Annotated in this window: 18 protein-coding genes; 10 read left to right on the forward strand and 8 right to left on the reverse strand. The window is 73.4% G+C overall.

Translation table 11 applies throughout. The annotated features are described in order from the left end of the window. Positions 1-51: 51 nt before the first annotated feature. The 5 genes from OG505_RS31785 (at position 52) to OG505_RS31805 (ending at position 9,437) form a co-directional block, all read left to right on the forward strand. Entirely contained in the window at positions 52-3,615 is a 3,564-nt protein-coding gene (locus tag OG505_RS31785) for an ATP-dependent helicase (RefSeq protein ID WP_405429633.1), read from the forward strand. Further along, positions 3,612-7,019, forward strand: coding sequence for an ATP-dependent helicase (locus OG505_RS31790; protein ID WP_405429634.1), 3,408 nt, complete (start codon positions 3,612-3,614; stop codon positions 7,017-7,019). Before OG505_RS31785 ends, OG505_RS31790 begins: the two co-directional genes overlap by 4 nt. 227 nt (positions 7,020-7,246) lie before the next feature. Continuing rightward, positions 7,247-7,450 carry a cold-shock protein gene (locus OG505_RS31795; protein ID WP_007464836.1) on the forward strand — a complete coding sequence of 68 codons (204 nt, stop codon included), beginning with the start codon at positions 7,247-7,249 and terminating at the stop codon, positions 7,448-7,450. 221 nt (positions 7,451-7,671) lie between these two features. Further along, on the forward strand, positions 7,672-8,985 hold the full coding sequence (locus OG505_RS31800) for a DEAD/DEAH box helicase (RefSeq protein WP_405429635.1): 1,314 nt from the start codon (positions 7,672-7,674) through the stop codon (positions 8,983-8,985). A gap of 251 nt (positions 8,986-9,236) precedes the next feature. After that, positions 9,237-9,437, forward strand: a complete 201-nt coding sequence (locus OG505_RS31805; RefSeq protein ID WP_405429636.1) for a hypothetical protein — start codon at positions 9,237-9,239, stop codon at positions 9,435-9,437. 264 nt (positions 9,438-9,701) lie between these two features. Here OG505_RS31805 and OG505_RS31810 read toward each other — a convergent pair whose 3' ends face one another. The 4 genes from OG505_RS31810 to OG505_RS31825 are packed head-to-tail and all read right to left on the reverse strand — an operon-like array spanning position 9,702 to position 12,891. Continuing rightward, a complete protein-coding gene (locus OG505_RS31810) occupies positions 9,702-10,175 on the reverse strand; it encodes an RrF2 family transcriptional regulator (protein ID WP_405429637.1) in 474 nt (157 codons plus the stop codon). Between the two features lies 1 nt (position 10,176). Further along, positions 10,177-11,061, reverse strand: coding sequence for an ABC transporter permease (locus tag OG505_RS31815; protein WP_405429638.1), 885 nt, complete (start codon positions 11,059-11,061; stop codon positions 10,177-10,179). Beyond that, positions 11,051-11,830: an ABC transporter ATP-binding protein gene (locus OG505_RS31820; protein WP_405429639.1), complete on the reverse strand. Its 780-nt coding sequence runs from the start codon at positions 11,828-11,830 to the stop codon at positions 11,051-11,053. The genes OG505_RS31815 and OG505_RS31820 overlap by 11 nt, the downstream gene beginning before the upstream one ends. After that, positions 11,827-12,891, reverse strand: a complete 1,065-nt coding sequence (locus OG505_RS31825) for an ABC transporter substrate-binding protein (RefSeq protein ID WP_405429640.1) — start codon at positions 12,889-12,891, stop codon at positions 11,827-11,829. Before OG505_RS31825 ends, OG505_RS31820 begins: the two co-directional genes overlap by 4 nt. Before the next feature lie 308 nt (positions 12,892-13,199). On the opposite strand from OG505_RS31825, the gene OG505_RS31830 reads away from it, so the two are divergent. Genes OG505_RS31830 through nudC form a run of 3 tightly spaced genes read left to right on the forward strand, consistent with a single transcriptional unit; the run spans position 13,200 to position 16,865 of the window. Further along, positions 13,200-14,510 (forward strand): M16 family metallopeptidase, encoded by a 1,311-nt coding sequence (locus OG505_RS31830; RefSeq protein ID WP_405429641.1) that lies wholly within the window; start codon positions 13,200-13,202, stop codon positions 14,508-14,510. Then, positions 14,507-15,853 carry a M16 family metallopeptidase gene (locus OG505_RS31835; protein ID WP_405429642.1) on the forward strand — a complete coding sequence of 449 codons (1,347 nt, stop codon included), beginning with the start codon at positions 14,507-14,509 and terminating at the stop codon, positions 15,851-15,853. Before OG505_RS31830 ends, OG505_RS31835 begins: the two co-directional genes overlap by 4 nt. 52 nt (positions 15,854-15,905) lie before the next feature. After that, positions 15,906-16,865 (forward strand): NAD(+) diphosphatase, encoded by a 960-nt coding sequence (gene nudC, locus OG505_RS31840; RefSeq protein ID WP_405429643.1) that lies wholly within the window; start codon positions 15,906-15,908, stop codon positions 16,863-16,865. 124 nt (positions 16,866-16,989) lie between these two features. On the opposite strand, the gene OG505_RS31845 is transcribed toward nudC, so the two are convergent. The 3 genes from OG505_RS31845 to OG505_RS31855 form a co-directional block, all read right to left on the reverse strand. After that, the gene (locus OG505_RS31845) at positions 16,990-17,265 is read right to left on the reverse strand and encodes a hypothetical protein (protein ID WP_405429644.1); all 276 of its coding nucleotides are present in this window, start codon (positions 17,263-17,265) and stop codon (positions 16,990-16,992) included. Between the two features lie 213 nt (positions 17,266-17,478). Further along, on the reverse strand, positions 17,479-17,718 hold the full coding sequence (locus OG505_RS31850; RefSeq protein ID WP_405429645.1) for a DUF397 domain-containing protein: 240 nt from the start codon (positions 17,716-17,718) through the stop codon (positions 17,479-17,481). A 74-nt stretch (positions 17,719-17,792) separates the two neighbouring features. Continuing rightward, a complete protein-coding gene (locus tag OG505_RS31855; protein WP_405429646.1) occupies positions 17,793-18,773 on the reverse strand; it encodes a helix-turn-helix domain-containing protein in 981 nt (326 codons plus the stop codon). A 217-nt stretch (positions 18,774-18,990) separates the two neighbouring features. On the opposite strand from OG505_RS31855, the gene OG505_RS31860 reads away from it, so the two are divergent. Beyond that, positions 18,991-20,289, forward strand: coding sequence for an MFS transporter (locus tag OG505_RS31860; protein ID WP_405429648.1), 1,299 nt, complete (start codon positions 18,991-18,993; stop codon positions 20,287-20,289). 95 nt (positions 20,290-20,384) lie between these two features. Here OG505_RS31860 and OG505_RS31865 read toward each other — a convergent pair whose 3' ends face one another. After that, complete coding sequence (locus tag OG505_RS31865; RefSeq protein WP_355063701.1) at positions 20,385-20,627, reverse strand: mycoredoxin; 243 nt, start codon at positions 20,625-20,627, stop codon at positions 20,385-20,387. A gap of 93 nt (positions 20,628-20,720) precedes the next feature. Between OG505_RS31865 and OG505_RS31870 the strand changes: the two genes are divergently transcribed. Beyond that, entirely contained in the window at positions 20,721-22,886 is a 2,166-nt protein-coding gene (locus OG505_RS31870; protein ID WP_405429649.1) for an ATP-dependent DNA helicase UvrD2, read from the forward strand. Positions 22,887-22,918 lie beyond the last annotated feature (32 nt).

Below are 22,918 nucleotides of genomic sequence, written 5' to 3' on the forward strand. Positions count from 1 at the left end.
CCAGCCCGGGTGGGGTGGGTTGGTGTCGTAGGGGGGTGATGGGATTTGGTGATGCAGGCGTACCGGTTGGTGCGGCGGCCCGAGAGGCCGGCGCGGGGGGACGGGGACGCGCCGGACGACGACGTCGCCGTGCCGAGTGGCGACGGTGCCGTCGCCGGTGCGGTCGAGGCCGCCGGCACACCCGGGCCGGCGAGCCGTCGCTGGCGTGTCGATCCCGTCCAGCAGGAGGTCGTCGCGCACACCGACGGGCCGATGCTGGTGCTCGGCGGTCCCGGCACCGGCAAGACCAGCACCCTCGTCGAGGCGGTCGCCGCCCGGGTCGCCGAAGGGGCCGATCCCGAACGGATCCTGGTGCTGACCTTCGGTCGCCGCGGCGCCACCGCGCTGCGCCAGCGCATCGAGGCCCGGGTCGCACAGGACGGCTACCGGGTGCTGCGCGAGCCGCTGGTGCGCACCTTCCCGGCGTACGCCTTCGGGCTGCTTCGCCGGGCCGCCGCCGAACGTGGCGAGCCGTCGCCCCGGCTCCTCAGCGGCCCCGAGCAGGATCTGATCATCCGCGAGCTGCTGGACGTGGTGGGCGAGGAGCCCGAGGACGACCCGGTCGGCTGGCCCACCGACCTGCGCCCGGCTCTGCGGACCCGGGCCTTCGCCGGTCAGTTGCGCGACCTGCTCATGCGCGCCGCCGAGCGCGGCGTGGGCCCGGCCGACCTGGCCCGGCTGGGTGCGAAGCTCGGCCGCGCCGACTGGCCGGCCGCCGCCCGCTTCCTGCGGGAGTACGTCGCGGTGCTCGCGCTGCGCGACGTCAGCAACCGGGGCTCGATCGCGTACGACCCGGCCGAGCTGGTCCGGGCCGCCACCGGTCTGCTGCGCGACGACGAGGAGCTGCTGGCCGCCGAGCGTCGCCGCCTCGCCCACGTGTACGTCGACGAACTCGCCGACACCGATCCCGCCCAGCTCGAACTGCTCTCGGTCATCGCCGGCGGGGGCAAGTCGCTCGTCGCGTTCGCCGACCCCGACTCCTCCACGTACGCCTTCCGTGGCGCGGACCCGGCCGGGGTGACCACGTTCGGGCACCGTTTCCGGACGGCCTCCGGTGCGCCGGCCGCACAGGTGCTGCTGAGCACGTCGTACCGGGCCGGCCCGGTCCTGCTCGCCGCGATGGGCCGGCTGGGCCGCCGGCTGCGCGGTCCGATGGCGCACCGCCGGCTGCGCCCGCTGCCGGACGCCCCGCCCGGTGTGGTCGAGGTGCACACGTTCCGGTCGGCGACCAGCGAGGCCGCCTGGCTGGCCCACGCGCTGCGCGCCGCGCACCTGCTCGACGGCGTCCCATGGTCGCGGATGGCGGTCCTGGTGCGTTCGACGGCGTTGCAGTTGCCCACCCTGCAACGCGCGCTGCACGCCGCCGGCGTCCCGACCGTGGTGCACGGCGAAGACCTGCCCCTGCACCTGCAACCCGCGGTGGCCCCGCTGCTGCTCCTGCTGCGCTGCGCACTGGAACCGGCCCGGCTGGACGAGGAGGCGGCCGTCGCGCTGCTGCACTCGCCGCTGGGCGGAGCGGACCCGCTTGCCGAACGGCGGCTGCGCCAGGGCCTGCGCGCCCTGGCGCTGGCCGGGGGTGACCGCCGTCCGTCCGGGGAGCTGATCGTCGAGGCGCTGCGCGACCCGACGGACCTGGCCGGCATCGACCGGCGGTGGGCAGAGCCGGCGCAGGCGGTGGCCGGGCTGCTCGCCACCGCCCGGGACGCCGCAGCCCAACCCGGCACCACCGCCGAGACCGTGCTCTGGGAGGTCTGGGACGCCAGTGGGCTGGCCGAGCGCTGGGCCGGCGCGATCGCCCAGGGACGGCCGGCGGCCGGCGAGGGCGACCTGGCCCGACGCCGGCGAGCCGAGGCCGCCGACCGGGACCTGGACGCCGTGCTGGTGCTCTTCGACGCGGCGGCCCGCTTCACCGACCGGCTGCCCGGCGCGCGTACCGAGGTCTTCCTCGACCACGTGCTCGCCCAGGACCTGCCCGCGGACACCATCGCGCCGACCGCCGACCGGGGCGCGGCGGTACGACTGCTCACCGCGCACGCCGCGAAGGGCCTGGAGTGGGACCTGGTCGCGATTGCCGGAGTGCAGGAGGGCATCTGGCCGGACCTGCGCCTGCGCGGCAGCCTGCTCGGCTCCGAACGGCTGGTCGACGTGCTGGCCGGCCGGTCCGTAGGCCGGGCCCGGGCGGCGAACGTGGTGGGCCAGACCTCGGCTCTGCTGGACGAGGAGCGCCGGCTCTTCCACGTCGCCATCAGCCGTGCCCGCCACCGACTGCTGGTCAGCGCCGTGGCATCGGCGGCGGTCGGCGGCGACGACCACGAGGAGCAGCCCAGCCGCTTCCTGCACGAACTGGGCCCGAGCACGCCGCCGGGCACACCCGGCCCGCGCACCGGCCCCCCGAGCGGCGGCCCCGTCGCCGGTTCACCGAACGACACCTCCTCCGCCGAGGGCGTGACCGGCGGCGGCGTGACCGGTAACGGCGGACCGGCTCGGGTGGCGGTGCCGGCGGCCGGCAACGACGGCGCAGAGGGCACCGACGACGACGAGCCGGACCAGCCCGGGGCGCTGCCGGTCACCCGGCCGCCCCGGGCGCTCACCCTGCCGGCGCTGGTCGCCGAACTGCGTACCGCCATCACCGACCCGGCCGCACCGGCGGCCCGGCGGCGCGCTGCGGCGGCCGAACTGGCGCGGCTCGCCGCCGCGGGTGTGCCCGGCGCGCACCCCGACGACTGGTGGGGGCTGCGGGCGCTCTCCGACGACCGGCCGCTGGTCGACGAGGGGGCGCCGGTGCGGGTCACGCCGTCGGCGATGGAGAGCGCGCTGCGGTGCAGCCTGCGCTGGCTCCTGGAACGGCACGGGGGCAGCGGCCCGACCAGCACCGCGCAGGGGGTGGGCAACCTGGTGCACGCCGCCGCGATGCTCGCCGAGGACGCCAGCGCCGACCGGGGCGCGCTGCTCGACTACGTGGCCGCCCGGTTCGACGCGATCGAGCTGGCGGCCCGGTGGATGGCCGGCCCCGAGCGGGAGCGCGCCGAGGCGATGGTCGACAAGCTGCTGCGCTGGCTGGCCACCAACCCGCGCCGGCTGCTCGCCATCGAACACGAGTTCGCGGTCCGCCTGGACGATCCGCAGCGACCGGTCGACCTGACCGGGCGGGTCGACCGGCTGGAGGTCGACGAGGCCGGCCGGCTGGTGGTGATCGACCTCAAGACCGGCAAGTCGACGGCGGTGACCGGCTCCGAACTGGCCGAGCATCCGCAGCTCGGCGCGTACCAGGCGGCGGTGGAGGCGGGCGCGTTCACCGAGTTCGGTGACGAGTCCGGCGGCGCGGCGCTGGTGCAGCTCGGCACGTCCGCGAAGGATGCCCGGGAGCAGAATCAACCGGCGGCCGGCGAAGGGCCGGCGGCCGGCTGGGCGACCGCGCTGGTCCGGCGGACCGCCGATACGATGGCAGCCGCCACGTTCGCCGCGGTGGCCAACTCGAAGTGCCGGGTCTGCCCGGTGCGCACCAGCTGCCCGGTCTCCGGGCAGGGGCGCCAGGTGGTCGAGCCGCCGACCGTCCGACGTCCGGAGAATCCATGACCCAGCCCACCCTGTTCGGCGCGGGCCCCGCGCCGACGCCTCGGCTGGCGGACTCCGGGCCCCGGTACACCCCGGTGGAGCTGGCCAAACTGCTGCGGCTGCCGGCACCCACCCGGGAACAGGCCGCGATCATCGCCGCTCCGGTGGAGCCGCTGCTCGTGGTGGCGGGGGCCGGGTCCGGCAAGACCGAGACGATGGCCGCGCGGGTGGTCTGGCTGGTGGCCAACTCGTACGTGCGCCCGGAGCAGATCCTCGGGCTGACCTTCACCCGCAAGGCGGCCGGCGAACTGGCCCACCGGGTCCGCACCCGGCTCGACCAGCTGATCCGCCGCCTCGGCCGGCAGGGCCGCGACCCGCTGGACGACCCGCTCGCCGGTGAGCCCACCGTCTCCACCTACCACTCGTACGCGGGGCGGATCGTCACCGAGCACGGTCTACGGGCCGGCTACGAGCCGTCCACCCGACTGCTCACCGAGGCGTCCCGGTGGCAGTTGGTGGATCTGCTCGTACGCAACTACGACGGTGACATGTCCGAGGTGGACCGGATGCCGAGCACCATCACCGACGCGGTGCTGGCGCTCGCCGGTGAGCTGGACGAGCACCTGGTCGCGCCGGACCAGCTGGCCGCCTGGACCGGCCGGTTCTTCGCCGAGGTGCAGTCGCGGCCGGGCCGGGTGTACGCCGACGTGCGCAAGGCGCTCGCCCTGCAACAGACCCGGCTGCGCCTGCTGCCGCTGGTGCGGGCGTACGCCCGGCGCAAGGAGGACTTCGAGGCGATGGACTTCGCCGACCAACTCGCCCGGGCGGCGCGGGTGGCCCGGGATCATCCCGGGGTTGGCGAGATCGAGCGGGACCGGTTCCGGGTGGTGCTGCTCGACGAGTACCAGGACACGAGCCATGCGCAGGTGGTGCTGCTCAACGCGCTGTTCGGTGGCGGGCACCCGGTGACGGCGGTGGGTGATCCGTGCCAGTCCATCTACGGCTGGCGGGGCGCCAGCGCGGGCACCCTCGACCGGTTCCCCACCGAGTTCGCCCGCGCCGACGGTGAGCCGGCCCCGGCGCTCGGGCTCACCACCAGCTGGCGTAACCGCCCGGAGATCCTTCGGGTGGCGAACGCCCTGTCCACGCCGTTGCGCGCGGCCGGTGCCCGGGTGCCGGAGCTGCGCTCCGCGCTGACCGTCCGCGACCCGATCCCGCACTGCAGCCCCGGCGGCGCGGCCGGTGGCACGGTGCATTGCGCGCTGCTGCCCACGTACGCGGACGAGGCGGCGTGGATCGCCGACAGTGTGCTCGCCGCCTGGCGCGGCGCGGCGCGGATGCCCGGCGTGGCGCCGGAGCACATCCCGGTGGCGCAGCGGCCGACGACCGCCGTGCTGGTCCGGGTCCGCAGCCAGATCCCGGCGATCGAGTCGGCGTTGCGCGAGCGCGGCCTGCCGGTGGAGGTGGTGGGCCTCGGCGGTCTGCTGGACACTCCCGAGGTCCGCGACGTGGTGTGCACGCTGCGCGTGCTGGCCGACCCGACCGACGGGGCCGCGCTGCTGCGGCTGCTCACCGGCGCCCGCTGGCGGATCGGGCCGCGTGACCTGGTGGCGCTGCACCGGCGGGCCCGGGCCATCGCCAACGCCCGACGGCAGGTGGCCGCCGACGACACCTCGGACATCACCCCCGACCTGCTGGACGAGGCGACCCTGGTGGAGGCGCTGGCCGACCTCGGCCCGGCGCAGGCGTACTCGGCGGAGGGGTTCGCGCGGCTGCGGGCGTACGGCATGGAGTTGGCGCTGTTGCGCTACCGCCTGGACCAGGCCCTGCCGGATCTGATCGCGGACATCGAGCGGACCATCGGCCTGGACGTGGAGGTCGCGGTGCGCGCCGGCCGCGACGGCGCCGGCGACGCCGGCCTGGCCCGGGGGCACCTGGACGCCCTCGGCGACGTGGCGGCCCGTTTCAGCGGAGAGACGCCCGGCGCGACGCTGTCCGGCTTCCTGTCCTACCTGGCCGCCGCCGAGGACGAGGAGCGCGGTCTCGCCCCGGGCGAGGTCGAGGTCGTGGAGGGCGCGGTGCAGGTGGTCACCGCGCACGCCGCGAAGGGTCTGGAGTGGGACGTGGTGGCGGTGGCCGGGCTGTGCCGTGGGTCGTGGCCCGGGCCGGTGCGCAACTCCGACCACTGGCTGGGCGGGCTCGGTGTGCTGCCGTTCCCGCTGCGCGGCGACGCCGACGGGTTGCCCGAGCTGGCGCTCGACGAGGCGGCCGACCAGCGGGCCGTGGCCCGGGCGGTGGCCGACTTCACCGACGCCTGGCGGGCCCACGACGAGCGGGAGGAGCGCCGGCTGACGTACGTGGCGGTCACTCGCCCGCGCCGGCTGCTGCTGTGCTCCGGGTACTGGTGGGGGGAGGGCACGAAGCGGCCGCGGGGTCCGTCGGTCTTCCTGCGCGAGGTGTACGACGCCTGCCTGGACGGCGGCCCGGGGCATCTGGTCGACGCCTGGGCGCCGGAGCCGACGCCGGACGCCACGAACCCGACTGCCGAGGTGGTGCTGCGCGCGGAGTGGCCGGCCGACCCGCTGGGTGGCCGTCGACCGGCGTTGGCCGAGGCGGCCGGGCTGGTGCGCCGCCTGATGACCGACGGTCCGGCGTCGGTGGCTGTCGGGCCGGTGGGTCCGGTGGTCGCCGCGCCGATCGGGCCGGCGGTCGAGCCGGAGGCCGATCCGGAGGTGGCGCGCTGGCGGCGCGAGGCGGATCTGCTGCTGGCCGAGCGGGCCGAGCTGACCAGGCTTTCCGGCGCGGTCGAGGTGGCCCTGCCCGGGCAGTTGAGTGTCACCCAGCTGGTGGCGTTGCGGCGTGACCCGGCCGGGCTGGCCCGTACGCTGCGCCGTCCGGTGCCGACCGAGCCGAACCCGTACGCCCGTCGCGGCACCGCGTTCCATGCCTGGTTGGAGCAGCGCTTCGGCGCCGACCGCCTGCTCGACCTGGACGAGCTGCCCGGTGCGGCGGACGCGGACGCCGCACCGGACGAGGCGCTGGTCGAGTTGCAGGAGCGGTTCCTGGCCAGCGAGTGGGCCGACCGGTCACCGGCGGAGGTGGAGGTGCCGTTCGCCACGGTGATCGCCGGGGTGGTGGTGCGGGGGCGGATGGACGCGGTCTTCGCCCGCCCGGGTGGCCGGTTCGACGTGGTCGACTGGAAGACGGGCGCGCAGCCGACCGGGCCGGCGGCGGAGGTGGCCGCCGTGCAGTTGGCCGTGTACCGGTTGGCCTGGGCGGAGCTGGCTGGCGTGCCGGTGGACCGGGTGGGTGCGGCCTTCCACTATGTCCGGCACGGCACGACCGTTCGGCCCGCCGATCTGCTGGATGTGACCGGGCTCACGGCCATGATCAGCCAGTTGCCCGAAGATTCCGCCCGAGATTGACCGCTCGCGGGAAAACCATGGTACGTTGACCGGGTTGCAGTTTTGGTTACCAGAGACTCTGTGTGCGCCTGGCGGGAATTGTGGCCCCAGGCGCTCTTTGTTGTGTCCGGAGTTCTCCGGGCGGGGCGACCAGAAGCGACAGGCGATTCGCGCATCCCCGCGCGGAGCGCTCCTCTTCGGGCACGCAACAAGTGCGCGTCCGACGTTCCGTCAAGGAGACGAAACACATGGCTATTGGCACCGTGAAGTGGTTCAACGCTGACAAGGGCTTCGGCTTCATCACCCCGGACGGCGGCGGCGCTGACGTCTTCGCCCACTTCTCGGCGATCCAGTCCTCCGGCTACCGGAGCCTGGACGAGAACCAGCGGGTCGAGTTCGAGGTGACCCAGGGCCAGAAGGGCCCGCAGGCGGAGAACATCCGCCCGCTCTGATCTTCGGATCGGTCAGCATTACCTGTCGCGCCCTCCGGGTGTGACGGCGACGGGACCGGCCCGCCCCGCTGTCGACCTGCCTACGCAGGCGGCGGCCCGGCGGCGGGCCGGCCCGTACTCCAATCGGTTCGTGCTTGTGAGTCCTGGCGGCCTTTCCGCTGGTGACAGCGCCGACTTCGGCGCCCTCCCTCGACACGTGCCGCGTCGAGGAAGGCTTCTGCGTGACCACAGTTATTCCGTCCTTTGCCCACACCGGTCTGGCGCCGGCGCTGCTGAGCGCGCTGACCGCGCAGGGCATCAACGAGCCGTTCCCGATCCAGTCGGCCACGCTGCCCGACTCGCTCGCCGGCCGGGACGTGCTCGGCCGGGGCCGCACCGGCTCCGGCAAGACTCTCGCCTTCGGGCTTCCGCTGCTCTCGCGTACCGCCGGCCAGAAGGCCCGGCCGGGTCGCCCGCTGGCCCTGGTGCTGGTGCCGACCCGCGAGCTGGCACAGCAGGTGACCACCGCGCTGGCCCCGTACGCCCGCGCTGTCGGGCTGCGCTGCGCCACCGTCGTGGGTGGCCTGTCGTTGCAGCGCCAGGCGGACGCGCTGCGCGCCGGCGCCGAGGTGGTCGTGGCGACCCCCGGCCGGCTGCACGACCTGATCAACCGCGGCGACGCCCGGCTCGACCAGGTCGAGATCACCGTGCTGGACGAGGCCGACCAGATGGCCGACATGGGCTTCCTGCCGCAGGTGACCAAGCTGCTGGAGCAGGTCGCCCCGCAGGGTCAGCGGATGCTCTTCTCCGCCACCCTGGACGGCGGCGTGGACCGGCTGGTCCGCCGCTTCCTCAGCAGCCCGGTCACCCACTCGGTCGACCCGGGCACCGCCACGGTCACCGCGATGACCCACCACGTGCTGCACGTCGACGCGGTCGACAAGCCCGACGCGCTGACCCGGATCGCCGCCCGTGACGGTCGCACCATCCTCTTCATGGGCACCAAGCACCGCGCGGACCGGCTCGCGCGCCAGTTGCTCTCCAAGGGTGTACGCGCCGCCGCGCTGCACGGTGGCAAGTCGCAGCCGCAGCGCACCCGCATCCTGGAGCAGTTTCGCAACGGTCAGGTGACCGCCCTGGTCGCCACGGACGTGGCGGCCCGGGGCATCCACGTCGACGGCCTCGACATGGTCGTCAACGTGGACCCGCCGACCGAGGCGAAGGACTACCTGCACCGCGGTGGTCGGACGGCCCGCGCCGGCGAGTCCGGCTCCGTGGTCACCCTGGTCCTGCCCGAGCAGCGCCGGGACGTGTCCCGGCTGATGGCTACCGCCGGCATTCGGCCGCAGTCGGTCCAGGTGCGTCCGGGTGACCAGGCGTTGGTCCGGGTCACCGGGGCGCGTGAGCCGTCCGGTGTGCCGGTGACGATCGCCGCCCCGCCGGTGGCTGTCAGCCGGGGACGCGCAGCCGGTGGCTCGGCCACCGACGGCGGCGCCCGCCCGGCGCACCGCGCGTCGGGTCGGTCCCGTCGGCCGCGCCGTCCGCGTACCGTCTGATCCTCCACACACGTCACCGACCCGTCCCGCTTCGGCTGGGCGGGTCGGTTTGTGTGCGGGGTGGTCCGGGTTGCGCCCCGGATCGGCCTCCTCGACGGTCGTGGCGGTCGATGACCCACGCCGCCCGGCCGGTGGCCCGAGTCGAATATCAGCCGCGACTTGGTCGGCTGGCCGACTGTGCCCCCGCCCGGTGTGGTCGAAGCTGGCCAACGGGGGGAGCCGGGCGGGGGCCCGGCACGGGAGGGGTGACCATGGCGGGCGAAGCCGGCTCGGGGGCGCTGCGCGAACTCATCCTGGTGGCCGCGGTCGGGCTCGCCGGGCTGCTGCTCGCGATGGTTGCGGCCTTCGCGCCCTGGCATGCCACCCCGGCGGACAGTGCTCCCGCCAGTCTGGTGGAGCTGCGCGGTCCCGGCGATCCGGGCTTCGGGCCGACGGTCGAGCACCGGGGCTGAGCAGCGGCCGGCCGACCGGTGCCGGCCCAGGGGCAGGCCTGGTCAGGGTCGGTACGAGGTGTGGTCGGGTCGGCGGGGCACCGACCCGACCACACCGCCCCCGCGCCACAACCGCGAGCCCGAACGCGCCGCCCAGACCGCGAGCCTGAACGCGCCGATCTTGCACTTTCTGTTGCCGATGCGATGCGGTACGTCCCCTTTGTCGCGACAGAAAGTGCAAGATCGCGGGGGCCGGGGTGCGGGGCCTGGGGTGGGGTGGGGTGGTTAGGGGGTGGGGGTTTGGTTGTGGGTCAGCAGGTCTGCCAGGGTGGTGTTGTCGACGACGGTGGCGATCGCCCCGTGCACCGCCAGCCAGACGTCGGTGAGCCCGGCCGCCACTCCGTGGTAGCCGGCGCGTTCGGCCGGCAGTCCTCGTACCGTGGTCAGCGAGCCGCCGACCGCGCGCAGCACATCCCCGACGGTGATCTCCTCAGGTGGCCGGGTCAGCGCGTATCCGCCCTCGGCGCCCCGATGGCTGTGCAGCAGACCGGCCCGGCGCAGGTCGAGCAGGATGCCCTGCAGGAAGCTGAGTGGAATCTCCTGCACCTCGGCCAGGCTGCCCGCCTTCACCAACTCGCCCGCGCCACCGCCGCCCGCGCCGCCGCCGCCCGCGCCGCCGCCCGCGCCACCACCGCGTACGGCGGCGGCGACGGCGAGCATCGCCCGGAGCGCGTAGTCGCTGCGCGCGGAGACGTACACGTCACTGACCAGCCTGGTCCAGTACGCCCCAGCGACGGCGGATCGCCTTGTCGGCCGCGCCGAACGCCGCGTCCACGACCAGGCCCAGCACCAGGATGACGATCATTGTGGAGAGCAGCCACGGCGCGTCGGACAGCTCCCGCGAGTAGGTGAGCTGGGCGCCCAGCGAGGTCTGCGAGATGCCGACGACGATCAGCTCGCCGGCCATCAGGCTCCGCCAGGAGAACGCCCAACCCTGCTTGAGGCCCGCGACGATCGCCGGCAGGGCGGCCGGCGCGATCACGTACCGGTAGAGGTTGAGCCCACGTGCGCCCAGATTGCGGCCGGCGCGCAGCAGCAGCGGTGGCACGTAGTCCACACCGGAGATCACCCCGTTGGCGATGGACGGTGCGGCGCCGAGCACCACCACGAAGAAGATCGCCTTCTCGCTCAGTTCGAACAGCAGGATGGCCAGCGGGAACCAGGCGATCGACGGCATGGTCTGCAACGCGGTGATCATCGAGCCGATGGCGGCCCGCAGCACCGTGGAGCGGGCCACGGCCAGGCCCAGCAGCAGGCCGACCGCGACCGAGAAGACGTAGCCGACGGCGGCCCGCCGCAGCGTGGTGACCAGGCCCTCCCAGAGCTGCGGACCCTGCGCCTGGGTCACCAACTCGCGACCGACGACCAGGGGACCGGGCAGGGAGTACGGCGGCTTCCAGCCCGACAAGACCACCACCTGCCAGGCCACGATGACGATGGCCAGCGCGGCCAGCTTGGGCCAGGTGGCCGCCCAGAGCCGGGTGCCGCGGGACACCTCCTTCTCCCGACCGGCGATCTCCAGCGCGTCCAGACCGGAGATCTCCGCGTCGCTGCGTGCCCTGCTGGTGAGGGTGTCACTGGCCATGGCGGCCCACCTCCGTACGGAGCCGCTCGGTGACCTCGGCGGCGATGGCGGCGACCTCGGGCGAGTCGATCCGCCGTGGCCGTGGGATGTCCACCTCGGTGGAGTAGATGATCCGGCCGGGGCGGCTGGAGAGCAGGATGATCCGGTCGGCCAGGCGGGCGGCCTCGCGGACGTTGTGCGTGACGAAGAGAACCGAGAGTCGGCGCTCGGACCAGATCCGTTCCAGCTCGTCGTGCAGGATGTCCCGGGTCATGGCGTCCAGCGCGCCGAACGGCTCGTCCATCAGCAGCACCGGCGTGTCGAGGGCCAGCGTGCGGGCGAGCGCGACCCGCTGCCGCATGCCGCCGGACAGCTCATGTGGACGCTTGCGACCGAACTCGGCCAGGTGCACCGTGCGCAGCAGGTCGGCGACCCGCTCGCGGCGCTCGGCGCGGGGCAGCCCGCGCAGCTTCAGCGGCACCTCGACGTTCGCGTCGACAGTCAGCCAGGGGAAGAGCGCCGGCTCCTGGAACATCAGCCCCGGACTGGCGTCGCCGGCGATGCCGATCTGCCCGCCGCTGGGCCGGTCCAGGCCGGCGACCAGGTTGAGCAGAGTGCTCTTGCCGCAGCCGGACGCGCCGACGAGGCAGACGAACTCGCCCGGCGCCACGTCCAGGGAGACCCCGTCCAGGGCCAGTACGGCGCTGGACCCGCGTCCGTACACCTTGGTCACGCCGGAGAGCGCGACCGCGGTGGTCGCGCTCTCCGGCGGCGTCGTGGTCGACGTCATGGCTGGACGACCTCCGGCTTGCCCTGCGCCTTGAGCGCCTTGTTGAGGTACGTCAGGTCGTACAGGCCCTTGAGGTCGACAGGCTCGGTCAGCTTGACCTCGACGGCGTGGTCGAGCCCGGCCTTGAGCGAGGTGGGGATCGGATCGTTGGTGAACTCCAACGTCGGCCACGCCTGCTTGATCAGCTTGAGGTCCAGCGGCTTGCCGGTGATCTTGCCGATGGCGTCGGAGATGGCCTGCTGGGCCTCGTCCGGCTTGGTGTTGACGAACTCGTTCGCGGCCACCTGGCCGTCGACCAGCTTCTGCACCACGTCCGGGTGTGCCTTGAGGAACTTCGTGCTGACCAGCAGGTTCGTGATGACGAACTTCTTGTCGGGCCACAGGTCGCGCTCGTCGACGAGCACCTTGCCGCCGGCGTTGACCAGCCGAGAGACGAACGGCTCGGGCACCCAGGCGGCGTCGATCGCGCCGCTGGTGAAGGTCTCCACTGTCTGGGCGTTCTCCTGCGGCACGATCTTGACGTCGCCGCCGCCCTCCTTGGTGGTGGTCAGCCCCTGCTGCTTGAGCCAGTAGCGGACCGCCACGTCCTGGGTGTTGCCGAGCTGTGGGGTGGCGACCTTCCTGCCCTTGAGGTCCTGCGGGCCGTTGATGCCGGGCTTGACCACCAGAGCCACGCCTCCGGAGGCGGCGCCGGAGATGACCCGGACGGCCTCGCCCTTGGACTTGGAGAACGCGTTCACGGTGGGGTTCGGGCCGATGTACGTCGCGTCCAGCGCGCCGGAGAAGACGGCCTCGATGGCGGCCGGGCCGGCGTTGAAGGTCTTCGGTTCGAGCTTGACGTCGGCGCCGAGCTTCTCGGCGAAGATGCCCTTCTCGACGCCGACGACGGCCGGCGCGTGGGTGATGTTGGGGAAGTAGCCGAGCCGTAGGGTCACCGGGCCGGAACCGCCCCCCGCGCCCTCGCTGTCGTCGCCGCACGCGGCGGTGCTGCCCAGGGTCGCCGCGCCGAGGGCGGCGAGGGTGGCCAGGGTGACCAACCGGCGCAGGGGGAGCCGTCTCATCGTCCATCCAATCCGCAGTATTCCTACTTAGTTGGTAGGAAGAGTGGGCCAGTCCAGGGTCAGCGTCAAGACTCATCCACATGCCGGGAAGGGGCGTCTCAGTCATGTCGGCATTTCCTACCGTCTTGCTAGGGCAGGCGCGCGATCCGGATTGCCGTACGTCGACGAGTCCGCCCGCTTCGGCCGGCCTCGCCGGCAGGAGGCCGCGCGGGTCGGTGCCGAGGTTCTGCCCCCGCTGGCCAACCCGCTGGCGGTGGCTCCGTGGAGGTCGCCGGTGGCGGGGATGCCGACGCGCTAGGGTCGATCCCGTGGCGGCGCGGAGATCCAGAATTCCAGCGACGAAGTATCCGGTCGAGCGGTTCACCCTCGACAACGGTCTGCGGGTGGTCCTGACCCCCGATCGCAGTGCCCCGGTGATCGGGGTGGCGGTGGTCTACGACGTCGGCATCCGCTCCGAGCCAGAGGGGCGCACCGGCTTCGCCCACCTCTTCGAGCACCTGATGTTCCAGGGCTCCGAGAACCTGGAGAAACTGGCCCACTTTCGGCACGTGCAGGGTGCCGGCGGCACGTTCAACGGCTCCACCCACCTGGACTACACCGACTACTTCGAGACGCTGCCGAGCAACGCGCTGGAGCGCGCGCTGTTCCTGGAGGCGGACCGGATGCGCGGGCCCCGACTGACCGAGGAGAACCTGCGCAACCAGGTCGACGTGGTCAAGGAGGAGATCCGGGTCAACGTCCTCAACCGGCCGTACGGCGGCTTTCCCTGGCTGACCCTGCCGCCGGTCATGTTCGACACGTTCCCGAACGCGCACGACGGCTACGGCTCGTTCGACGACCTGGAGTCGGCCACCGTCGCCGACGCCGCCGACTTCTTCCGGCGCTACTACGCCAGCGGCAACGCGGTGCTGGCCATCAGCGGCGACATCGACGTGGCCGAGGCGACCGAGCTGGTCACCCGGCACTTCGGCGACGTCCCGTCCCGGCCCGCACCGCGGCGGCCCGACTTCACCGAGCCCGACCTGACCGCCGAGCGGCGCAGCTCGTACACCGACGCCCTGGCCCCGTTGCCGGCGGTGGCCGGCGCGTGGCGGGTGCCCGACCCGGTCGGCGACTTCGCCAACTACCTGCCGTACGTGGTGCTGGCCGAGGTCCTCACCGACGGCGACGCGTCCCGGCTGGTCGAACGACTGGTCCAGCGCGACCGCACGGTGACCAGCCTCGGCGGCTACCTCGGCTTCATGGGCGATCCGTTCGACGTCCGCGACCCCACCGCGCTGCTGCTCCAGGCGCACCTGCCGCCGGGCGGCGACGTGGACAAGGTGCTGCGCACCATCGACGAGGAGGTGGACCGGCTGGCCACCGACGGCCTGACCGACGGCGAGCTGGCCCGCACCCAGGCCCGGATGGCCACCCACCTGCTGCGCGACACCGACGCGGTGCTCGGCCGGGCACTGCGGATGGCCGTCCTGGAACAGCAACGCGGCGAGCCGGGCCTGCTCAACGACCTGCCCCGACTGGTCGGCGACGTCACCGAGGAACAGGTCCGGGCCGCCGCGGCCACCCTGCGCCCGGAGCGCCGCGCCGCGGTCGAGGTCATCCCCGGAGGCGCCCGATGACCACCACCGCCACCACCACCGGGCCGCGGACGCTGCCCCCGCTCGGCCCCACCCGCAAGCTCAAGGTGCCCAAGCAGGCCGAGCGCACGCTGCGCAACGGGCTCACCGTGATCGCCGTACGCCGGCCGGCGGTGCCCCTGGTCGAGCTGCGGCTCTGGGTGCCGTTCGGCCGCGCCCACCTCGCGCGCGGCGCGATGCTCTCGCAGACCATGCTCTCCGGCACCGAGTCGATGACCAGCGTGCAGTTGGCCGCCGAGCTGCAGAAGGTGGGCGGCGGACTGTCCGCGGGCGTCGACCCGGACCGGCTGCTGCTCTCCGGCGCCGGCCTGGTCACCGGCCTGGACCGGATGCTGGAGCTGCTGGCCGAGGTGCTGACCGGCGCCAGCTACCCCAGCGACGAGGTCGCCGCCGAGCGGGACCGGCTGATCGACCGGATCCAGGTCGCCCAGAGCCAGCCGGCGCACCTGGCCCGGGAGGCGCTGCTGAAGCGGATCTACGGGCGACACCCGTACGCGACGCAGACCCCGGAGCCGAACCAGATCCGTGCCGTCCGGCCGGCGGCCCTGCGCAGCCTGCACGCCGAGCGGGTGCACCCCGCCGGGGCGCAGCTGGTGGTGGTCGGCGACGTACAGCCGGAGAAGGCGCTGGACGCGGCCGAGCGGGCGCTCGGTGGGTGGGCCGGCGCCGGGCGTACCGCCACCCTGCCGGCCACCCCGCCGCTGGAGCCGGGGCCGCTGCTGCTTGTCGACCGGCCCGGTTCGGTGCAGTCCTCGCTGCGGGTCGCGCTGCCCGCCGTGCCGCGCACCGACCCGGACCACGCGCCGCTGCAACTGGCCAACCTGATCTTCGGGGGCTACTTCTCGTCCCGCTGGGTGGAGAACATCCGCGAGGACAAGGGCTACACGTACGGCCCGCATTCGGTGATCGAGCACTCGGTGGCCGGGTCGGTTCTGGTCGCCGGCGCCGAGGTGGCCACCGAGGTCACCGGCCCGGCGCTGCTGGAGACGATGTACGAGCTGGGCCGGCTGGCGTCGCTGCCACCGAAGCCGGAGGAGTTGGAGCAGGCCCGCCAGTACGCCCTGGGCACCCTCCAGCTCGGCATGTCCACCCAGGCCGGTCTGGCCGCGCTGACCAGCGCGTACGCCGGGAACGGCCTGCGGCTGGAGTTCCTCGCGGAGTACGCGGCCCGCCTGGCGAAGGCGACCGTCGACGACGTGGCGCGGGCTGCCGCCCACTACCTGGCGCCCGCCCGGGCGGCGGTGGTCGTGCTCGGCGACGCCGAGCGGATCACCCCCGGGCTGGCCGCGCTGACGCCGGTCCACACCGAGCCGGTCCAGCCGTGAGGCACCGCCACGGCCCGCCGGTCCGGGTGTCTGCCAGCGGCGGAGCGCTGACGTGAGCGGGGAGACGGCACCGCCGTTGGCGCGGTCCACGCTGGATCGCGCCGCGCACCGGCGGGGCGACGCGCAGTGGCTGACCGAGGCGTGGCTGCGCGCCCGGATCCTGCTGCTCGACTCGACCGACGGCGGGCGGACGCTCGCCCGTACCGACGTGTCGCCTCCCGCGCTGGTGCTGTTCGGCGCGGCCGACGTGCCGGCCGGCGCGGAGTCGACGGCGATGTTCCTCGGTGTCGAGCCGGACGGGGTGCCGATCTTCGCGCTCGACGCGCCGCTGCCGACGGTGCCGGGCACCCGGCCGGTCAACCTGCGCGAGGTGGGCCACCTGCTCGGCGATCGGGAGGCCGGCATCTTCACCGCGGCGCTCGCGCTGCTCAACTGGCATACCCGGCACGGCTACTCGACGGCGACCGGCGCACCGACCGTGATGGACGAGGCCGGCTGGTCCCGGGTGGATCGCAACGGCGGACGGATCTGGCCGCGTACCGACCCGGCGATGATCGTGCTGGTGCACGACGGCGTCGACGGCCCCGAGGGTCGCTGCCTGCTCGGCAACAACGCCGGCTGGCCGGGCACCCCGGGGGGTCGGCGCTACTCCTGCCTCGCCGGATACGTCGAGCCGGGGGAGTCCGCGGAGGCCACCGTGCTGCGCGAGGTCCGTGAGGAGGTGGGCATCTCCGTCGAGCGGATCAGGTACGTCGGCAGCCAGTCCTGGCCGTTCCCGGGCTCGCTGATGCTGGGCTTCCTGGCCACCGCCGACCCGGCGGATCCGGTGCAGGTCGACCCGTCCGAGATTGCGTACGCCCGGTGGTTCAGCCGCGAGGAGATCGGGGCCGCGTGTGCGGGGAGAGCCGTGGACGTGGGGGACGGGGCTCGGCTGATCCTGCCGCCGCCGTCGTCGATCGCGTTGTTCCTCATCCATCGCTGGCTGGATGGCTGGGTGGACGCCGACCATTGAGCACGGTCCCGGCCCGTGGCCACCGTTGCCGCGGCGGTCACGGGCCGGGAACACGGGCCGTCGTGGTCGGCGGGAGCGATTGACGCGGCGGGGGAGCCGAGCCGACCACGACGGACGTCTGGGGTCAGGTGCCGGTGCGTCCGGGTCTGCGCCGGAAGACGGGCCGCGGCTCGCCGAGTGGCAGGACCTTGACCCGTTGCCTGCCGGCTCGCACCGCGCCGACCGTCGACAGGGCCCGGGCCAGCAGCAATGCGGCGTCCCGGTCCTCGGCGTGCACGGTCTGCCGGCGCGGTTCCGGCGTGGTCGTCTCGTCGCGGAGGCGATGGCCGTCCGCCCAGGCGGCGGCGATGTCCCCGTCGGCGACGGTGCGGATGTCGGTGCGAACGATCAGGAACCGCATAAGGGTCTCCGGATGAACCGCGACGAATGAGCCAGTGTGGAAGTTCCACGTTCTCGTGGGCCATGTTACGCCCCGTGTTCATCCCAGCAAGTGAAACGCGCCTATTGGTTTCGAGCCTCGTCCGATCGGCGGATGCCTGGTCAGCGGGGTTCCGTCGAACAGGGCGACGGGGCCGCCGGCATCATGCCAACGGCCCCGCCCCGGTCGGGAGGATCAGTTCAGATCGAACTGGCCCGTCTTTGCTCCGGCGATGAAACCGAGCCACCCGGCCCGGTTGAACAGCAGCACCGGGCCGCCCCGGTCCTTGCTGTCGCGCAGCGCGACCGCCGACGGGCCGGTGCCCAGGGGGGCGACCTCCACGCAGTTGGAGGTCTGGCTGCGGGTGCTGGTACGCCACGGGGCGTCCGCCAACGGGCTGGCGGAGACGGACGGCGTGTTGCGGATGTCGTTCATGGCTCTGCTCCTGATGTGAACCGATCCGATGGGACGAGTGGTGCCGCACGCCCCGACGGAGGGTCCCCCGTGGATCACCGATCCGTCAGTCGCCCCGAGTCCCGGCGGCGTTGGGTCGGCGCCGTTGCCGGCCCGAACGCCACTGTGGATGGGGGCGTCGCCCCGGTCAGCCGTCCCGTCGCCTCGATCAGCCAGGAGAGGGTGTCCGAGGCGTCTAGTGCCGCCGTGCATAGCCACTCGAACACCACTTTATAGCGATTTAGCGTGATTGCCTCGGTCGACATGACGTCGGTGAACCCCCCTTCGATGGCCAATGTCTCCGGATCGAGCGGATCGGCGAACCGATAGAGGGAGAAGGCGGTCGGCGGAAGGTACCAATCGCCGATCTGGGTGTCTCGCAGAAGCAGGTGCAGCGTCACGTTGGGCAGGAGGGCAAGGTCGCACAGCTGGTGCAGCTGCTCGTGCAGCACCTCGGGCGGGCCGGCCCGGCGGCCGAGGGCCGCCTCCTCCAGCACGGCGGTGTAGCTCGGCGCGTGCGGCTCGCGGGTCAGCAGCGTCTGGCGGGCCAACCGGGCCTGCACCTCGGTCTCCGGCTCGTCGGTTGGCTCCGGTTCGCCGGCGCCCTCGCTCACCTGGCGGGCCGAGACGATCCGGACCTTCGCGTACCCGGCGGTCTGCAACAGGCCGGGCACCAGAACCGGGTTGTACTCGGAGATCTCCGCGCAGCCCGCCTCCAGCTCGGCCCAACTGCGCTGCTGCTGCGTCATCACCGGAAAGTTCTTCAGCCAGCCGCGCATGTCGCCGGCTTCACCGGCGATCCCGAGCAACTCCTCGCGCGACGCGGTGTCGGCCCCGTAGAGGTCGAGCAGAACGGCGACGTCCTGCGGGTCCGGTCGGCTGCGGCCGTTCTCCAGGCGGGACAGTTTGGACGCGGACGCCCAACCGATCCGTTCGATAACCTGGTCGCCGGTGAGGCCCGCGGCTTCGCGCAGGCTGCGCAGTTCGATGCCCAACCGTCGGCGACGCATGATCGGGCTGGGTGCGGCAGGAGGCACGGTGTCCTCTTTCCCGTCGACCGCCGCAGACGCGACGGTAACTGTATGAAATTCGCCCCCCACGGTCAGTATGGACGGCGCGACCGGCGTCGGAGGTTCCGGCGGGGGCGTGTCTTGCCGAAAAATGGACCACGGATACGCCGGACGACGACGGACCCCTGGTCCCAGCCCCGTCGACCGCGCCCAGCCGGGCACGCCATCCCGCCGGAGGGATCCCATGCGCACCGTCCTGCGCCGACCCGACTTCCGCCTGCTGTTCGGCGGCCTGCTGGCCAGCATGGCCGCCGAGTCGATCCTGCTGCTCGCACTCGCCATCTGGGTCAAGGACCTGACCGGCTCCAACGGGCTCGCCGGCGGCATCATCTTCGCCGTCATCGCCCCGATGACGTTGGCGCCGCTGGTCGGTTGGTTCGTCGACCGGTACCCGCGTCGGCCCTTCTTCGTGACCGCGAACCTGGTCACCGCGCTGCTGCTGGTCCCGTTGTTCACCGTCCGCGACGCGGGCGACGTCTGGCTCGTCTACCTGGTGGCGGCCCTCTACGGGCTGTCGTCCATCACGCTCGGCGCGGCGCTCAGCGGATTGATTCGGCAGCTGGTGCCGGTGGAGCTGCTCGCCGAGGCGAACGGCGTGCTGCAGACCGTACGCCAGGGGCTGCGGCTGGTCGGCCCGCTGGTCGGCGCGGCGCTCTACGCGGCGCTCGGCGGGTGGGCGCTGGCCGGGATCGGCATGGTCGGCTTCGTGACCGCGGCCGCGGTGGTGACCGCGGTGCCGAGCCCGGCGCTGACGCCGCCGACCGTGCGGCTGCGGTGGCCCGCCGAGCTGGGCGCCGGCCTGCGGCACCTGACCGGTGAGCCGGCGCTGCGCCGGGCCCTGCTCGGCTACGGGCTCGGGTCGCTGGTGATGGGTTTCAGCGAATCGCTGATCTTCGCCTATGTCGACCAGGGGTTGGATCGGGACGCCGCGTTCGTGGGCGTGCTGGTCATGGTGCAGGGCGTCGGCGGGCTGTTCGGTGGGCTCTGCTCACCGGCGCTGGTCCGCCGACTCGGTGAGATCGGCACGCTGGCCGCCGGGGTGGCCTTCTTCTCCCCGGCCGCGCTCGCGCTCGCGTACCCCGATCTGCGGCTCGGGTTCGTGGCGGTGCTGCTGGCCGGCGTCTCGCTGCCGTTGACGATGGTGGGCCTGCACACGCTGATCCAGCGACGTACGCCGTCCGGGCTGGTCGGACGGGTCGCGGCGGCCACCCAGGCGCTGGTCAGCGGCCCGCAGGCGCTCTCGATCGGCGCCGGTGCCCTGCTGGTCGGCGTCCTGGACTACCGGGCCCTGTTTCTGCTGGTCGGGGTGGCCACGCTGGCCGCCGGCGTCTACCTCTGGCGGGGCCGGCACCTGAGCGCGCCGGCCGGCAGTCGTGGGCCCACACCGCCGACCCGCCCGACCCTCCCCGCGCCGCGCCGCCCGGTCGACGTCGACATCGACGCGCCGGTGGCCACCGGGCCCCGGCGACCGCCCCGGCGGTGACGAAGGTCGGAGACGACGAGAGGTGACGGATGTCGGACACGACGAACGGCCGCCCGGATGTGGGCGGCCGTTCGTCGAGAGGTGACCTGGCCGGGTCAGGCGCTGAGGGTCGCCAGGTGCTGCTTGACCTGCGTGATCGAGGGGTTGGTCAGGGCACTGCCGTCGGCGAAGCGCAGCGTCGGCACCGTCTGGTTGCCGCCGTTGACGCTCATCACGAACTCCGCGGCCTCCGGATCCCGCTCGATGTCGACCACCTCGTACCCGATGCCCTCCCGGTCGAGCTGCGACTTCAGCCGGTGGCAGTAGCCGCACCAGGGGGTGGAATACATCGTCAGCATGGTCGGATCCTCCAACTCCTCTGACCGCCGGCTTGCGGATCAAGCCGAGGCTGTCCGCTACAACGTCCGGAGGAGCTGAGATGATTCCTGGTTGTGGTGGTTCACTCAGCGTCGGAAGGCGTACTTGCCGGGCTGGACCCGGAGCAGCGCTCCGCGGTGACCGCACCCGCCGGCCCGGTCTGCATCCTCGCCGGCGCCGGCACCGGCAAGACCCGCGCGATCACCTCCCGGATCGCCCACCGGGCGCTCTCCGGCGAGATCTCCCCCCGGCACGTGCTCGCCGTCACCTTCACCGCCCGGGCCGCCGCCGAGATGCGACACCGTCTCACCCTGCTCGGGGCGCACGGTGTCCAGGCACGGACGTTCCACGCCGCGGCGCTGCGCCAGGTGCGCTACTTCGCCCCCCGGCTGCTGGCCGGTCGGGCCATGCCCGAGCTGCTGGACAGCAAGGTGCGCCTGGTCACCCTCGCCGCCGCCCGGGTCGGCCTGCGTACCGACCGGGCCGCCGCGCGGGACCTGGCCGGCGAGATCGAGTGGGCCAAGTCGTCGCTGGTGGAGCCGGGGGACTACGTCGTGTCGGCGGCCCGGGCGCTGCGGGACACGCCGCACGAGCCGGCGAAGGTCGCCGAGGTGTTCACCGCGTACGAGCAGCTCAAGCGCTCCAACGGGGTGATCGACTTCGAGGACATGCTGCGCGCCGCCGTGTGGGGCATCGAGGAGCACCGGGACGTCGCCGAGCAGGTCCGCAGCCAGTACCGGCACTTCGTGGTCGACGAGTACCAGGACGTCAACCCGCTCCAGCAGCGGTTGCTGGACGCCTGGCTGGGTGGCCGCGACGACCTGACCGTGGTCGGCGACGCCAGCCAGACGATCTACTCGTTCACCGGGGCGACCTCGTCGTACCTGGTCGACTTCCCGCGCCGGCACCGCAACGCCACGGTGGTCCGGCTGGTCCGCGACTACCGCTCCACCCCGCAGGTCGTCGGGCTGGCCAACGCGGTGATCTCCCAGGCCCGCGGCGTCGAGGCGCGGCTGCGGCTGGAGTTGAGCGGGCAGCGCCCCCCGGGACCGGAACCCGACCTGCGGATCTTCACCGACGAACCGGCCGAGGCGAACGCGGTGGCCGCGCGCTGCCGGTCGCTGATCGACGCGGGCACCCCGGCGAAGGAGATCGCCGTGCTGTTCCGCGTCAACGCGCAGTCCGAGGCGTACGAGAAGGCGCTCACCGAGGCCGCCGTGCCGTACGTGGTGCAGGGCGCGGAGCGGTTCTTCGAGCGGACCGAGGTGCGCCAGGCGATGGTCGCCCTGCGGTCGGCCACCCGCTCGATCCCCGGGGAGACCCCGTTGCCGACCGCAGTGGTCGAGGCGCTCACCGCTGTCGGCTGGGCCCCGGACGCGCCCCCGGCCGGTGGCGCCGCCCGCGAGCGCTGGGAGGCCCTGTCCGCGCTGGTCCAGCTCGCCGAGGAGTACGCGGCCACCCCCGAGGTGGTGCCGATCGGCGAGGCGGCGTCGGTGGAGCGTCCGGTCACCCTCACCGACTTCACCGAGGAACTGGCCCGCCGGGCCGCCCAGCAGCACGTGCCGACGGTGGACGGGGTCACGCTGGCGTCGCTGCACTCGGCCAAGGGGCTGGAGTGGGACGCGGTCTTCCTGGTCGGCCTCGCCGAGGGCACCCTGCCCACCACGTACGCCAAGACCGTCGAGCAGGTCGAGGAGGAACGCCGGCTGCTCTACGTCGGCATCACCCGCGCGCGGCAGTGGCTCTGGCTGTCGTACGCCGCCGCGCGCTCGCCGGGCGGGCGTGCCCGGCGGCCGTCGCGGTTCCTGCCCCAGCTGGACCGCTCCGGCGGCACCGAGCGGGCCGGCGCCGCCAGTGGCCCCGCGCGCCGTCCCGAACGGCGCCGGACGCAGATCGTGTCCTGTCGGATCTGCGGCGCCACCCTGCTCGCCGGCCCCGACCGCAAACTGGGTCGGTGCCCCACCTGTCCGTCTGACATCGACGATGAGCTGCACGAACGCCTGCGCGAGTGGCGGCAGCGGGTGGCCGGCGCGCAGAAGGTCCCGGCGTACGTGGTGTTCACCGACGCCACGTTGACCGCGCTGGCCGAGCGGCGTCCCGGCCGGCCGGAAGAGTTGATCGCCATCGCCGGCATCGGCCCCCGCAAACTGGGCCTCTACGGGGAGTCGGTGCTGGCGCTCGTGCAGGGCGCGGGAGTGGACGACGTCTGCCCGGAGAAAACTTTCGAAATCTCGTCGTAAATTCGTTTGCCCTCGCCCCCGGGCGAGGAATA

The sequence above is a fragment of the Micromonospora sp. NBC_00617 genome (assembly GCF_045161355.1).
GTDB lineage: Bacteria > Actinomycetota > Actinomycetes > Mycobacteriales > Micromonosporaceae > Micromonospora.

What these genes read in the sequence shown, in the direction of transcription:
- OG505_RS31785 (WP_405429633.1), top strand. Translation starts at nt 52, where the DNA reads ATGCAGGCGTACCGGTTGGTGCGGCGGCCCGAGAGGCCGGCGCGGGGG.
- OG505_RS31790 (WP_405429634.1), top strand. Translation starts at nt 3,612, where the DNA reads ATGACCCAGCCCACCCTGTTCGGCGCGGGCCCCGCGCCGACGCCTCGG.
- OG505_RS31795 (WP_007464836.1), top strand. Translation starts at nt 7,247, where the DNA reads ATGGCTATTGGCACCGTGAAGTGGTTCAACGCTGACAAGGGCTTCGGC.
- OG505_RS31805 (WP_405429636.1), top strand. Translation starts at nt 9,237, where the DNA reads ATGGCGGGCGAAGCCGGCTCGGGGGCGCTGCGCGAACTCATCCTGGTG.
- OG505_RS31815 (WP_405429638.1), bottom strand. Translation starts at nt 11,061, where the DNA reads ATGGCCAGTGACACCCTCACCAGCAGGGCACGCAGCGACGCGGAGATC.
- OG505_RS31820 (WP_405429639.1), bottom strand. Translation starts at nt 11,830, where the DNA reads ATGACGTCGACCACGACGCCGCCGGAGAGCGCGACCACCGCGGTCGCG.
- OG505_RS31825 (WP_405429640.1), bottom strand. Translation starts at nt 12,891, where the DNA reads ATGAGACGGCTCCCCCTGCGCCGGTTGGTCACCCTGGCCACCCTCGCC.
- OG505_RS31835 (WP_405429642.1), top strand. Translation starts at nt 14,507, where the DNA reads ATGACCACCACCGCCACCACCACCGGGCCGCGGACGCTGCCCCCGCTC.
- OG505_RS31845 (WP_405429644.1), bottom strand. Translation starts at nt 17,265, where the DNA reads ATGCGGTTCCTGATCGTTCGCACCGACATCCGCACCGTCGCCGACGGG.
- OG505_RS31850 (WP_405429645.1), bottom strand. Translation starts at nt 17,718, where the DNA reads ATGAACGACATCCGCAACACGCCGTCCGTCTCCGCCAGCCCGTTGGCG.
- OG505_RS31860 (WP_405429648.1), top strand. Translation starts at nt 18,991, where the DNA reads ATGCGCACCGTCCTGCGCCGACCCGACTTCCGCCTGCTGTTCGGCGGC.
- OG505_RS31865 (WP_355063701.1), bottom strand. Translation starts at nt 20,627, where the DNA reads ATGCTGACGATGTATTCCACCCCCTGGTGCGGCTACTGCCACCGGCTG.